Raw genomic sequence first — 13,184 nt, forward strand, 5'->3', positions numbered from 1 at the left:
TGTGATAGAATGAAGAAAACGATTTGATGTGCAAATCGGAAGTTGGAGGATACACGCATGAAAATTGTAATCATTAATGGAAGTGCCAGAAAAGGAAATACGCTGGCAGCAATCAATGCATTTATAAAAGGAGCGTCAGAAAAGAATAAAATTGAAATCATTGAACCCGACAAACTCAACATTGCACCATGCAAGGGATGTGGTGTCTGTCAATGCTCTAAGGGATGCGTCGATAAGGATGATACAAATTCTACAATTGATAAAATTGCTGCTGCAGATATGATTCTTTTTGCTACACCAGTTTATTGGTGGGGAATGTCAGCACAATTGAAACTTATCATTGATAAGTGCTACTGCCGTGGATTGCAGTTAAAAAACAAAAAAGTTGGCACAATTGTTGTAGGGGGGTCTCCTGTAGGCAGTATCCAGTATGAGCTGATTGATAAGCAGTTTGACTGTATGGCAAAATATCTTTCATGGGATATGCTTTTTAAAAAATCATATTACGCAACAGCCAGAGATGAACTTGAAAAAAATAAGGATTCCATGAACGAACTTGAGTGGATCGGAAAAAATTTATAAAGCACACACCAAATTCCTGTTTTTAAAGCTGTACATGAAAATGTATGGCTTTATTTTATAAAAACACATTGACAATTATCTATGTATATGCTAATCTACACACATAGATAAATATCAATGCGAGGTAAATGAAATGGAACTAACAAATGTTGCATTAATCTGCAAGGCACTTGGAGATTCAAACAGATTAGAAATAGTGCAAATGTTGTCAGATGGCGAAAAATGTGGATGCAGGCTCTTGGAAAAATTTGAAATTACACAGCCAACCCTGTCTTATCATATGAAGATACTGGTGGAATGTGGATTGGTGAATGATCGCAAAGAAGGTAAATGGCATCATTACTCTTTGAATTGTGATACTTTATTAGAATTCAAGAATTTTATTGGCAGTTTGACATGTGAGTCATGCTGTGACAAAAAAGATAGCTGTTGTTAGAGGGGAAATGCTAAGATGAAGTTTTTTCAAAAGTATTTATCTGTGTGGGTCATTCTATGCATGATCATCGGTGTATCCATAGGACATTTTTTCCCGATGATACCCAATATATTAAATAAGTTTGAATATGCAGGGATATCTATTCCTATGGCTGTATTAATCTGGATTATGATTTATAATCCTATAAAATGTCTGTGATTCAGTTCTTTATCTTTGTTTTTTGTTATCATACTCCTCCTTCCGCTGAGACTATTCCTCCCGCCGGGAGTCCACGTATTTCAATATCGGCTGTCCCTTCCGATATTAGAAATAGTGCTGTGAACACCTTTAGGTGGAACCAACAGACAAGTGAAACGTCTGTTATTGAGAGGGTATGGGGAGATTCCCATCAAGATAAATCCCATAGGAGAACAGGATGCCAAACGGCAATACTGTTAAACATGGGTGGATTTTGCTCTTATTTGTATCCCTCTATATAACGAAACGCTCAGAGGCTGTTTTACAGTGGGGGAAAAGAAAAAATATCAAAAAAATGATGATTAATGGTGAGCTTGTGATAGAATAGATAAAAGAGAAAAGCATAAAGGACGTAGTTGTGGAGAATATTTGTTATGATTAGAAAGTTGCTGAACGAAGATATCGATAGAGTTGCTGACATATGGTTAAAGACAAATCTGAAAGCACATTATTTTATTTCCAATCAATACTGGAAAAGTAATTATGAATTAGTGAAAGAAATGCTGTCACAATCCGAAGTTTATGTGTTTGAAGCAGATAAAATGATACAAGGATTTGTAGGACTAAATGATGAATATATCGAAGGTATTTTTGTCTCTGATGAAATGCAGTCATGTGGCATAGGTAAGCTTTTATTGGATTATATTAAGGATAAAAAAGTCAGCTTACGATTAAATGTATATCAGAAGAATGCCAGAGCAATTTCTTTTTACCAAAGAGAAGGGTTCATTATTCAATGTGAAGGTTTGGATGAAGATACTGGTGAAAAAGAGTACACTATGCTATGGAAACAAAAATAGAAATCGGAAGTTGTGGGAATAAAAAATATGGAATTAAGACTATTGCGCTATTTTTTGACGGTGGCAAAAGAACAGAGCTTTACAAAAGCAGCAGAACAATTGCATATTACCCAGCCAACGCTATCCAGACAAATGGCGGCATTTGAAGAGGAGCTTGGAGTAACATTATTTATTCGAAGCGGGAAGAAAATTTCGCTTACTGAAGAGGGGATTTTATTAAAAAGGCGTGCCCTGGAGATCCTTAATCTTGAGGAAAAAACACTTGAGGAACTGAAAGGAAAAGAAGATGTTGTAGAGGGAAATATAACCATTGGATGCGGTGAATTTGCAGCGGTGGAGACATTGGCGGAGATATGTAAAACATATAAAGAAAAATACCCGCTGGTTCAGATTGTATTGCATACTGCAACAGCAGATGCAGTGTATGAGATGATGAACAAAGGACTTGTAGATATTGCATTATTCATGGAGCCGGTGGACACCGAAGGGCTGGATTATATCCGGATCACAGATTGCGATCACTGGTGTGTTGGAATGCGGCCGGATGATCCGCTGGCAGAAAAAGAGTTTATAAGAAAAGAAGATCTTATTGGAAAACCATTGATCCTGCCGGAAAGAGTAAATGTTCAAAGTGAACTTGCCAATTGGTTTGGAAAAGACTTTTCGAAACTGCAGATTGCTTTTACAAGTAATCTTGGAACGAATGCCGGAGTTATGGCAGCAAATGGACTGGGCTATCCGGTATCCATCGAAGGTGCTGCAAAGTATTGGCGGGAGGATATTCTTGTACAGCGAAGAATTTCTCCTGAAATCACAACAAGTACTGTGATTGCCTGGAGACGAAACATTCCATATTCTCTGGCGGTCAGTAAAATGATAGAAGAAATAAATGCTTTTCAGGCATAGAATGGAATTCAATATAAGCATTAGACATAATAAAAATATCAGGTATAAAATAGATGTATAAGAGAAATTCAAATCTTATACATCTATTTTTATACAAGAAATTTGCAAAGAAAGGGGCTTTTTATTATGAGTAAAAAATTAGTGGCATTTTTTAGTGCAAGCGGAACAACAAAAAAAGTAGCAGAGATGATTGCAGAGGAAGCAAAAGCTGATTTATTTGAGATTGAGCCAAAAGTTACATATACAAAGGCTGATCTTGACTGGATGAATAAAAAATCCCGGAGCAGTGTGGAAATGAGTGATAAGAAATACAGACCAGAGATCATGAAGAAAGAGATAGATATGAGTTCTTATGATGAAATCCTTCTGGGATTCCCAATCTGGTGGTATGTAGCTCCGACAATTGTCAATACATTTTTGGAAGCCTATGATTTCAGTGGCAAAAAGATTGTGCTCTTTGCAACATCCGGTGGAAGTGGATTCGGTAATACTGTAAAGGAATTACAGCCATCTGCACCGGATGCAGTTATCACAGAAGGCAGCCTGTTAAACCGTGGAACAAAAAAGGAAATCAGTGAGTGGGTAAAATCTTTATAAATAACAGTGCTATGGAGGTATACAGAAAATGGGAAAAATAATACAGACAGCAGGAAGAAATGCACTTGGTGAATTTGCACCGGAGTTTGCACATTTTAACGATGATGTCCTTTTCGGTGAAAACTGGAATAACCAGGATATTGACGTAAAAACAAGAAGTATCATCACAGTGGTTGCTCTGATGGCTTCCGGAATTACAGATTCTTCTTTAAAATATCATCTTCAAAATGCAAAAAATCATGGTGTAACACAAAAAGAGATCGCCGCAGTAATCACACATGTCGCATTCTATGCAGGATGGCCAAAAGCATGGGCTGTTTTCAATCTTGCAAAGGAAGTGTGGGAGACAGGCGAAGGAGATTTGCCATACGAAGAGGAAGCGATGCGGGCGCATGCAAAAGAGATGGTATTTCCAATTGGTGCACCAAATGATGGCTTTGCACAGTATTTTTCTGGCAGAAGTTTTCTTGCACCGATCTCCACTTCTCAGGTTGGCATTTTCAACGTGACATTTGAACCCGGATGCAGGAATAATTGGCATATTCATCATGCAAAAAGCGGTGGCGGGCAGATCTTAGTATGTGTAGCCGGCCGAGGGTTTTATCAAGAAGAAGGCAGGGATGCGGTAGAAATGAAACCGGGTGACTGTATTAACATTCCGGTAGATGTAAAGCACTGGCATGGGGCCGCTCCGGATGAATGGTTTTCCCATCTGGCAATTGAGGTGCCGGGAGTGGATTGTTCCAATGAGTGGTGTGAGGCGGTATCGGAGAAAGAGTACGCTGGATTAAGATAAGGAGAGCACTATGGAATACGGTAAACTCGGAAATACAGATATAGAAGTGTCAAAATTATGTGTGGGCTGCATGAGTTTTGGGAAAGCTGGAACCATGCATGACTGGACGTTGGATGAAGCTGAAAGTGAGAATGTTATCAAGCATGCACTTGATTTGGGATATAACTTTTTTGATACAGCAAATGGATATTCAGCAGGAACAAGTGAGGAATATTTAGGTAAAGCATTGAAGAAAAATGTAGCGAGAAATCAGGTTGTGATTGCATCCAAGGTATATTTTAATGAAGGTCGTTTATCAAAACAGGCAATCATGAGGGAAATAGATGGAACTCTATCACGTCTTGGAACCGACTATCTTGATTTATATATCATCCATAGATTTGACTATGATACACCAATTGAAGAAACTATGGAGGCACTGCACGATCTGGTAAAAGCAGGAAAGGTCAGGGCACTTGGTGCATCTGCCATGTATGGATATCAGTTTTATAATATGCAGTTAGCCGCAAGAGACAATGGATGGACACCATTTTCTGCGATGGAGAATCATTATAATTTGCTTTACAGAGAGGATGAGAGAGAATTGCTACCAATTTGTAAGCAAATGAAAGTTTCGTTAATGCCGTATAGCCCTCTTGCAGCCGGAGCATTTGACATTAAATTAACTGCCGAAGACCTTGCATATCTTGAAGAGCCATATGTTCCACATGAGATAGTTGGTGCAATTGATAAAAATCCGGCGCAAGGTGTTATTTTGCTTGATGAAAAGAAATAAAGTTTCAGTAATCATAGAGTGTATGGATTCAATTCCATATGCTCTTTTTCTTTTACTTAATTTCAAGAAAAATGCAGAAATCTAATGTTACGAGTTTCTTACGAGTGGTATTAAAAAAAACTCGCAAGAAAACTCGTAAGAAAAAAAGTAAAAAAATTGCTTTTGACCACTGTAAAACAGGCTCTGAGCGTTTCGTTATATGAAGGGATAATTTTTCTTTCATAATTCAAAGAAAAGAGGACAAAGAAATGTCAGAGAACAGAAACTTCTTGATGTGGAGAAGGGAAATTATCAGGACACAGAATTTATGAGCGAGATTGAAGAGCTGATCACGGATCTGGTAAAGACCTATAAGGTAATCAGGGAAGTCAGAGCCGGGAAGCTCCGGTACAAAATGTAAGCTGGAATCGGGGCACACAGGAGATGCCCTGGGATGAAAGGGAGAAGAACAGAGGGACGCAGTGGAGGGGAAATGTAAATAGCAGAAGCAGGAATGAAGGGATACAAGAGCAACAAATATCATATCCCGTTGCAAAAACTGCCAATCACAGTTGGAAAAATGGCAGGAGCAGTGGATCTTGTGTTAAATGATCAGAGTGTAAGCCGCCTTCATGCAAGAATATCAAGGAATGGAAACCGGTTCTTTATTACGGATCTCAACTCGACGAACGGAACCTTCCGGAACGGGATGCGGTTAGAACCAAACGCTTAAGGAAATGCTGAATAAAGCAGCTACCGAAACACTATTTCCGGATATTTCGATTAATCTTCTCAAACTCCCTTCCTCCCAGGGTATTGTGGGTGAGAAGTCTTTTGTTGCTTCCCGCTAATGCATTTTTCCGGTATTGTCCAGGGGTACAGCCGTTATGCTGACGGAACTGTCTGCAGAAATGCTCTACATTATTATAACCACATTGCTCGGAAATGTCGCGGATGGAGTATTCGCTGTACTCTAATAAATCCTGTGCACGGCGCAGACGTCCTTCGATGACATTGTCCATGCAGGAGGAGCCAAATTGGCGGTGATAGAGAGTCTGAAGATGACTGGGACTTAAGTGAAGCTTCGCAGCCATCATGTTTATATTCCATGGAAGCTGAGGATTATTGTAGATCATCTTATGCAATGCAGCCAGCTCATGATCGTGAATACCCGGGGACTCATTCTGGGTTCCTTCTCTTAATTTGGAGAACAGAACCCGCAGCAGGTGAGTAATGTTTGCTTCGCTTTCAGAGGAGAAAAAGGCAGACTCCCAGGTTAGTAATTTAAAAAGCTGATGACAGTATTCCGGATCTGTTACGGGAAATGGGGTGTTTGTTAACGGAAACAGCTTCACGAAGGAGTGATCGGAACGAAAACGAATCCAGTCATTCCGGTATTCTTCACCGGCAGCACGGTAATAAATCCTGCTTCCTGGTGTATACAGAATAGCAGAATTGGCGGCTGTCCGCATTAGTCTTCCGTCTATGAGCAGCTCCGAGGGAGAGTCGAAAAGAAGCAGAAGATAGCCTGTAAAGCCATTTGGAACATCATATATAAAATCTGAGGGGTGAACGGCACTGTAGCCGACAAATTCAATTTCAGTCATCTGGAATCTCCGTTCTGATACATCAGAGGATATATCAATTTTCTTATAGTATAAATCATTGGAAACTTTAAATCAATGCGATAGTATCAGATTAATATGGCAATCGTCATCAGAGAGCTGCGGATCGTGCAGCGGTCAGACATCTGATGCGTGACTGCATAGGAACATGATTTAGAAGAAGGAGATACATGCATGGCAAATTTGGGTGGAGCAACAGAGAATGACAGAAAAAAGATCGTGATTACAAAGGATTCAAAGGCCTTTTTTCATAATAATGCAGATTATTGTGTGGGAACCGGAAGAATGGGGCTTGCATTGACAGAAGAATATCAGGAGGAGCTGCGCTTGGTTCAAAAGGAAATCGGATTTAAGCATATCCGGGGACATGGATTATTCTGTGATGATATGGCGATCTTTCAGACCTATGAGGAGGATGGTAAGGTAAGGGTCGAGTACAACTATACTTATCTGGATAGAGTAATGGATGCCTATAAGAAGGTGGGGCTGAGACCTTTTCTTGAACTGGGTTTTATGCCTAAAAAGTTGGCAAGTGGAAGCCAGACTATCTTTTACTGGCAGGGAAATACCACTTCTCCAAAAGATTATGATATGTGGTGTAATATGGTGCATTCATTGCTGCGGCATCTGATGGGACGCTATGGAGAAGAGGAAGTTATTCAATGGCCCATTGAAGTATGGAACGAGCCCAATCTTTGCGGCTTCTGGGAAAATGCGGATATGCAGGAATATTTTAAGCTGTTCCATAGAACCTTTGATGCCATAAAGGAAGTGAATCCGGGATTCCGTGTAGGAGGCCCTGCTGTTTGTGGAGGAACGGATGAGAAATGGATTCAGGCATTTATGGAATATTGCCATGAGAATCACATACCTGTGGATTTCGTAACCAGACATCATTACACCATTGATCCGCCGGAATGTATTGGACATTATGCATATTCTGAACTGATGAAGGCAGAGGACGGCTTTGCCAATTTAAAAACAACCAGAGATATTATTGATAGTTTCCCGGAATATAAGGGTCTGCAGATTCATATCACGGAGTTCAACAGCTCCTATACTCCTCAGGGCGTCATTCATGATACAAACCTGAATGCGGCCTTTATAGCACAGCAGCTTTCCAGATTGGGAGATGTGAATGAATCCTATTCCTACTGGACATTTGGTGATGTGTTTGAAGAGCTGGGAGTTCCTTTTACACCATTCCACGGCGGCTTTGGACTGGTTGCCAATGGCTGTATTACCAAGCCGACCTTCTGGACATTTGCTTTTTACAAAAAGCTTGAGGAAAGTGAAGCCAATTGTGTATATAAGGATGACAATATTGTCGTTTTGAAACGTGCAAACGGTGATTATCTAGGTGTAGCCTGGAATATTGCCCGTAAAAGTACAGAACAGGGTAAAGAAAAAATGCTGTTGGAGTTTACATTTCCGGCTGAACAGGAGGAGTACTGCTTCCTGACTAAGACGGTAGATGAGGAAACATGTAATCCCTTGAAGGTATGGCATGATATGGGAGAACCTGCCAATCTGAGTGAGGAACAGACGAAGCTGATTCGGGAATCATCCAGACCTTTTGTAAAAACAGAGCGTAAAAAGCAGGAGGACGGAAATATCTGCGTAGAGCTTCCTGTAAACGAAAACGGTGTGGTTTATTTCGAACTGAATGCCGGAAAGGTGAATCCGGATCGAGGATATGACTATGATCGTGTGGTCAGTTTGAAGGCTTAAACTAGCACCCAGTAATTTCAAAATTGGTTCTAAATAGTTACCAATTCTGGTACGATTGATTTTTGAGGCGCCTCTTACCGGAAGACGCACCTTGTTTTTAGTAGAAAGGCAGGAACAATATGGATCATTCAGCAATTTTACCAAACGGAAAATCCTTTGAATTTTGGGAGGTGCCGGTAACTTATAAAAAAGAAATTCATGTTAATCAGAATCACCCTATGGCAGATGATGCAAATGAGGGTACTTTGGAGAAACCGCTGAAAACAATTAATGCTGCGGCAAAGCTGGCAACAGCAGGCAGCCGTGTTTTGATTCATGGTGGGGAATATCGGGAGTGTGTGCACCCAACAGCCGGAGGATCATCTCCGGAGAATATGGTAAGTTTTGAAGCTTATGGAGACGATGAGGTTGTTATTAAGGCCTCTGAATTAGTTACAGATTTTAACCCCAGCACCGGTTGGCGTGTTCAGGGGAATTTTAAAGATGAAATAGACAGGGAAAAAATCCGTATATGGGAATATCGCCTGAATCCAGAACTTTTCAAAGGATATAACCCGTTTTGTGCGGTTAATATATTACACGACAGGTTATTTATTGAATATGAAAAAACAGATATGACTACTTATCTGAACCGAAGAGGAATGATTTTCTGTGATGGAAAACCTCTGCAGCAGGTGGCTTTATATAATCAGATGTCCAAATGTCAGGGAAGCTACTGGGTAGAAGCCAATGGACAGACGGTTCATTTCCGTCTGCCGGGAGATGCAGATCCTTCAGACCATAAGATTGAGATTACATGCAGAGAGCAGTGCTTCGCACCGGAGTTCCCCTTCCTTTCTTATATTAAAGTAAAGGGAATTATCTGTGCCCATGCGGCTACAGGAGCACCGGTTCCTCAGCGGGGAGCTCTTTCCTGTTACAGAGGCCACCACTGGATCATCGAGGACTGCACCATTGACTGGTCCAATGCGGTAGGCATCGATGTAGGAAATGAATGCTGGCATCACGAACTGATTCCGGGACAGGTGATCGGTCACAGCGTAGTGAGAAGATGCACAATCAAAGATGCGGGAGTATGCGGCATCGCCGGACTTTTTGCTGCTCATATGCTGATCGAGGACAACCTGATCGAGGGAACGGGCTGGCAGAAAATGGAGCTTTCCTGGGAAGCAGGAGCTATCAAGCTTCATAACAGTGTAGATGGCCTGATCCGTCACAATGTGTTTCGGAATACATTCCGGGCGGATCATATTTGGCTTGATTGTGGAAACGAAAATAACCGAATTACAGGAAATCTGTTCCTGGATGGCAAGGAGCAGAGAGAAGCTATCTTTATTGAGTGTACAAGAGATGGAGTCAACCTGATCGATAACAACATAATCTGGAATGTAGAGGGACGTTTTGATCCGAAGAAAATTCCGGTTGAGCCTGGATCAACCGGCTGGTACAAGATGGAAGAATATGATGTCGTGAACGGTTACGGTATTTATGGCGAAGGCACGGATCACCTAAGAATTGTGAATAATCTCATAGGAAACTGCCGCAGTGCAGGATATTTCGCAAAGCCTGTTTCATTTCGGGCGGAAGGAATGAACAGAGGCGGAACTTCTGTGGATGCAAAGCTTATCAATAATATTTTCTATCATTGCGAGGAGGCGGCTATAAAGATGCCCACCAAGGCCAACGAGGCAGAGGGTAATTGCTACGTAAAGGAAGAGGGCGGTTACCTGAGAATCCTTTATCCACAGCCTCCGGTATGCCTGCATCTTCCTGCTTGGCAGGAATTTTACGGCTTTGACCTGCATGGACAGGAGGCCTGGTTTGACGTTGATGTTGATACAGAAAAGCTGACTTTTACCTGCAAAAAGGCGGCAAAGAAACCCTTTGCGTTCCCAGGTGAACTGGAGAAAAGAAATTTTGTATTTGAACCGGAAAAGACGCGATCAGTAGATGCAAGTGCATTGATACAGGCAGATTTTTATGGAATAGAAATTGAGAACGGAAGATGCCTGCCGGGACCTTTTGCAGAGCTTGATCCTAACCGGATTTATGACATTGATCCCAGAAAGAAATAGTAAAATTAACGGAGGTAGGAATTATGCTAAGAACAGTACGGACAGAAAATGGATGGGTGAAAGGTATTGAAGCCGCAGACCCTAGGATAACTGCATTTAAGGGAATCCCTTTTGCGGCTCCTCCGGTAGGAGAGAACAGATGGAGAGCACCCCAGCCCTGTGAAGACTGGGATGGAGTTCGTGAATGCTATCGCTTTGCTCCGATTTCCATGCAGAGCGTCCCGGGAATCGGTGATAACGTGTATATCCGTGAGTGGCATGTGGATCCGGAAATTGCCATGGATGAGGACTGTCTGTATCTGAACGTATGGACAGGTGCTAAAGAAGTAACAGAAAAACAGCCGGTTTTGGTATGGTTTTTCGGAGGAGGACTCCAGTGTGGATATCCTGCCGAAATGGAATTTGACGGAGAGAGAATTGCACGTCGCGGTGTGGTTGGTGTAACGGTAAACTACCGGGTTAATGTTTTTGGATTTTTGGCACATCCTCAGCTGACAGAGGAGCAGCCTGACGCACCGACTAATTTTGGAAGTCTGGATCAGCAGGCAGCACTTCGATGGGTACAGAGAAATATTGCTTTCTTTGGTGGAGATCCGGGTAATGTGACCATTGCAGGACAGTCAGCCGGAGGTGGAAGTGTTATGAGCCAGATGGCATGTATGGATAATGAAGGCTTATTTCATCGTGCAGTAGTGATGAGTGCAATGATTCGCTCTCCTTATCAGGTTGGAGGAATCGGAGTGCCGGAGGAATTGTGGCATGCTGAGGAAAATGGACAGCATTTTCTTTCTTTCCTGGGTTGCTCAACTATTGAGCAGGCTCGTAAGCTGGATGCGGCTACGATTCGTGACAAGTATGAGGAATATACCAAAATATTTCCGGCTATGTTTACCGTATTGGATCACAAGTTCTGTGTAGGTGACCCAATGGTTCTTTTCATGGAAGGCAAGCATGTAAATGTTCCCGTTATGTCTGGAAATACTTCAGATGAATTTCCCAGTTATATAGAAGCTTCCTCAAAAGAAGATTTGAAAAAGAAAGCAGAAGAGATTTTCGGAAAGAATGCTGAGACCTTTTTGCGCTTTCCCGAGGCAATGCGGGAGGATTCTGATGGAAAGTATGCGAAGGTAAACGGAATTGAATGTACGATCAAGTGTCTTTTTTCAGATAAAAAAAGTGCAGGTGAAAAAAAGCCCTACTATTATTACAGGTTTGATGCAGATATTCCAGGATGGGATAATGCCGGAACCTTCCATTCTGTAGATTTATGGTTTTTCTTTGAAACACTGGCGAAATGTTGGAGACCCTTTGTGGGGCAGCATTACGATCTTTCCAGAATGATGTGCAATTACTGGGTGAATTTCATAAAAACAGGTGATCCAAACGGCAATGATGCGGACGGAAAGCCAATGCCCTACTGGTATCCATATGAAAAAGAAAAGCCCTGTGAGATGATCTTCATGTCAGATAGACCGGTAGTGAACTGCGGATGGGTGACACCCTTTAAGGAATTTTTACAAGAACAGATCAAGAAAACCCTTTCGATAGGAAAGATTTTCCATAAAGAATGGCTGGAGCCGATATGGGAAGGTGGGTATTGCTTCCGGGAAACCTTTGCAGCAGTTGCTGATGAGAATGGATGCAGGGCTTCTTTCTTGTGGACTCCAAAAGAAGTTTTGTCCGTAGAAAGCTATGACGGGGAAACAGTATATGAAGAGGGGATCGATTACCTTGTAGAGGGAGATGAGCTGGTAATTCCTGAAGGGAGTCACATACCGGTAACCGGATGGGATACCTTCCTCTATCCGGACTTTGATACGGCAAAGAAGGCAGGAGAAGCAAGCGAATTTGCAAAAGATTTCGGTCCGCTAGTGACTACCAACGGAAAATTCTTAAACCTATGTGCCGTAGGCAATCCGAAGCTTGTTACAGAGAAACAGATCGCAGTTACCTATAAGGCAACGAAGAAGGAGTTACTTTCCGCTCCGGAAAGTCAACTGGACAAACTGCCGAAGCTCTCTGCAAAGCTGGAAGTAGGAGAACCCGTTAAGATCGTTTTGTATGGGGACAGCGTGTGCTGTGGCTGTGACTGCAGCGGTATGTATGGACAGAAGCCGGGACAGCCTACCTGGGCAGAGCTGCTGTTCCATCAGATGGAGGAAAAATGGCAGAGTCCGGTATGCTTCCACAACACATCGGTAGGAGGAGTGGATTCCGAATGGGCAATCGAAAATTCATCACAGCGTGCAGCCAACTTCCATCCGGATCTGGTTATTCTTGGTTTTGGAATGAATGACCGTTGCGGTATGGAAGAATACAGAAATAAAACAGGCAGACTTATAGAGGCAATCCGGAAGGTTAGTCCGAAAACGGAATTTTTATTGATTGCGTCTACGCTTCCCAATGAACTGGCTGCTACGGAGCCACATCATTTCTGGGCACATCAGGATGAATACAGTGAAAGTCTGAAGGGCTTAGAAGGTATGGGAGTTGCTATAGCAGATATACAGGCAGTTCAAAAAGAAATCGGAAAGAGAAAACGATACATTGATATAACCGGAAACTGGTTAAATCACCCCAATGATTATCTTGCCAGAATTCTGGCACAGGTAGTGATCAAAACTCTTGGAATGTAAAAAAGGAGC

13 protein-coding genes are annotated in these 13,184 nt (G+C 41.9%); 12 read left to right on the forward strand and 1 reads right to left on the reverse strand.

Annotated features, from left to right (window positions below; genetic code table 11):
- The first annotated feature begins 57 nt into the window (after positions 1-57).
- From AB5706_RS09795 to AB5706_RS09835, 9 genes are all read left to right on the forward strand, one after another.
- Positions 58-582 carry a flavodoxin family protein gene (locus AB5706_RS09795; RefSeq protein ID WP_055176454.1) on the forward strand — a complete coding sequence of 175 codons (525 nt, stop codon included), beginning with the start codon at positions 58-60 and terminating at the stop codon, positions 580-582.
- 133 nt (positions 583-715) lie between these two features.
- Complete coding sequence (locus tag AB5706_RS09800; protein WP_173774141.1) at positions 716-1,018, forward strand: ArsR/SmtB family transcription factor; 303 nt, start codon at positions 716-718, stop codon at positions 1,016-1,018.
- A gap of 415 nt (positions 1,019-1,433) precedes the next feature.
- A complete protein-coding gene (locus AB5706_RS09805) occupies positions 1,434-1,583 on the forward strand; it encodes a hypothetical protein (RefSeq protein ID WP_173774140.1) in 150 nt (49 codons plus the stop codon).
- Positions 1,584-1,629: 46 nt separating this feature from the next.
- Entirely contained in the window at positions 1,630-2,055 is a 426-nt protein-coding gene (locus tag AB5706_RS09810; RefSeq protein WP_173774139.1) for a GNAT family N-acetyltransferase, read from the forward strand.
- A gap of 27 nt (positions 2,056-2,082) precedes the next feature.
- Positions 2,083-2,961 (forward strand): LysR family transcriptional regulator, encoded by an 879-nt coding sequence (locus AB5706_RS09815; RefSeq protein ID WP_021650153.1) that lies wholly within the window; start codon positions 2,083-2,085, stop codon positions 2,959-2,961.
- A 126-nt stretch (positions 2,962-3,087) separates the two neighbouring features.
- Positions 3,088-3,558, forward strand: a complete 471-nt coding sequence (locus tag AB5706_RS09820; RefSeq protein ID WP_173774138.1) for a flavodoxin — start codon at positions 3,088-3,090, stop codon at positions 3,556-3,558.
- A 28-nt stretch (positions 3,559-3,586) separates the two neighbouring features.
- On the forward strand, positions 3,587-4,354 hold the full coding sequence (locus tag AB5706_RS09825; RefSeq protein WP_118071534.1) for a carboxymuconolactone decarboxylase family protein: 768 nt from the start codon (positions 3,587-3,589) through the stop codon (positions 4,352-4,354).
- A 10-nt stretch (positions 4,355-4,364) separates the two neighbouring features.
- Positions 4,365-5,129 (forward strand): aldo/keto reductase, encoded by a 765-nt coding sequence (locus AB5706_RS09830; protein ID WP_368366042.1) that lies wholly within the window; start codon positions 4,365-4,367, stop codon positions 5,127-5,129.
- A gap of 493 nt (positions 5,130-5,622) precedes the next feature.
- Positions 5,623-5,841, forward strand: a complete 219-nt coding sequence (locus tag AB5706_RS09835; RefSeq protein ID WP_173774136.1) for an FHA domain-containing protein — start codon at positions 5,623-5,625, stop codon at positions 5,839-5,841.
- A 31-nt stretch (positions 5,842-5,872) separates the two neighbouring features.
- On the opposite strand, the gene AB5706_RS09840 is transcribed toward AB5706_RS09835, so the two are convergent.
- Positions 5,873-6,715: a helix-turn-helix transcriptional regulator gene (locus tag AB5706_RS09840; RefSeq protein ID WP_173774135.1), complete on the reverse strand. Its 843-nt coding sequence runs from the start codon at positions 6,713-6,715 to the stop codon at positions 5,873-5,875.
- Between the two features lie 192 nt (positions 6,716-6,907).
- Between AB5706_RS09840 and AB5706_RS09845 the strand changes: the two genes are divergently transcribed.
- The 3 genes from AB5706_RS09845 (at position 6,908) to AB5706_RS09855 (ending at position 13,175) form a co-directional block, all read left to right on the forward strand.
- Positions 6,908-8,464 carry a GH39 family glycosyl hydrolase gene (locus tag AB5706_RS09845; RefSeq protein WP_368366043.1) on the forward strand — a complete coding sequence of 519 codons (1,557 nt, stop codon included), beginning with the start codon at positions 6,908-6,910 and terminating at the stop codon, positions 8,462-8,464.
- Between the two features lie 119 nt (positions 8,465-8,583).
- Positions 8,584-10,539 carry a right-handed parallel beta-helix repeat-containing protein gene (locus AB5706_RS09850; protein ID WP_173774133.1) on the forward strand — a complete coding sequence of 652 codons (1,956 nt, stop codon included), beginning with the start codon at positions 8,584-8,586 and terminating at the stop codon, positions 10,537-10,539.
- Positions 10,540-10,562: 23 nt separating this feature from the next.
- The gene (locus tag AB5706_RS09855) at positions 10,563-13,175 is read left to right on the forward strand and encodes a carboxylesterase family protein (RefSeq protein ID WP_173774132.1); all 2,613 of its coding nucleotides are present in this window, start codon (positions 10,563-10,565) and stop codon (positions 13,173-13,175) included.
- The last annotated feature ends 9 nt before the right edge of the window (positions 13,176-13,184 follow it).

Source organism: Ruminococcus sp. RTP21484sp1_RTP21277st1_D2_RTP21277_210401 (assembly GCF_040924225.1).
Classification (GTDB): domain Bacteria; phylum Bacillota; class Clostridia; order Lachnospirales; family Lachnospiraceae; genus Blautia_A; species Blautia_A faecis.

Excerpts from the sequence above, each read along its gene's own strand:
- AB5706_RS09855 (WP_173774132.1), top strand. The coding sequence starts at position 10,563 with ATGCTAAGAACAGTACGGACAGAAAATGGATGGGTGAAAGGTATTGAA.
- AB5706_RS09800 (WP_173774141.1), top strand. The coding sequence starts at position 716 with ATGGAACTAACAAATGTTGCATTAATCTGCAAGGCACTTGGAGATTCA.
- AB5706_RS09835 (WP_173774136.1), top strand. The coding sequence starts at position 5,623 with ATGAAGGGATACAAGAGCAACAAATATCATATCCCGTTGCAAAAACTG.
- AB5706_RS09840 (WP_173774135.1), bottom strand. The coding sequence starts at position 6,715 with ATGACTGAAATTGAATTTGTCGGCTACAGTGCCGTTCACCCCTCAGAT.
- AB5706_RS09830 (WP_368366042.1), top strand. The coding sequence starts at position 4,365 with ATGGAATACGGTAAACTCGGAAATACAGATATAGAAGTGTCAAAATTA.
- AB5706_RS09850 (WP_173774133.1), top strand. The coding sequence starts at position 8,584 with ATGGATCATTCAGCAATTTTACCAAACGGAAAATCCTTTGAATTTTGG.
- AB5706_RS09825 (WP_118071534.1), top strand. The coding sequence starts at position 3,587 with ATGGGAAAAATAATACAGACAGCAGGAAGAAATGCACTTGGTGAATTT.
- AB5706_RS09815 (WP_021650153.1), top strand. The coding sequence starts at position 2,083 with ATGGAATTAAGACTATTGCGCTATTTTTTGACGGTGGCAAAAGAACAG.
- AB5706_RS09810 (WP_173774139.1), top strand. The coding sequence starts at position 1,630 with ATGATTAGAAAGTTGCTGAACGAAGATATCGATAGAGTTGCTGACATA.
- AB5706_RS09805 (WP_173774140.1), top strand. The coding sequence starts at position 1,434 with ATGCCAAACGGCAATACTGTTAAACATGGGTGGATTTTGCTCTTATTT.
- AB5706_RS09845 (WP_368366043.1), top strand. The coding sequence starts at position 6,908 with ATGGCAAATTTGGGTGGAGCAACAGAGAATGACAGAAAAAAGATCGTG.
- AB5706_RS09820 (WP_173774138.1), top strand. The coding sequence starts at position 3,088 with ATGAGTAAAAAATTAGTGGCATTTTTTAGTGCAAGCGGAACAACAAAA.
- AB5706_RS09795 (WP_055176454.1), top strand. The coding sequence starts at position 58 with ATGAAAATTGTAATCATTAATGGAAGTGCCAGAAAAGGAAATACGCTG.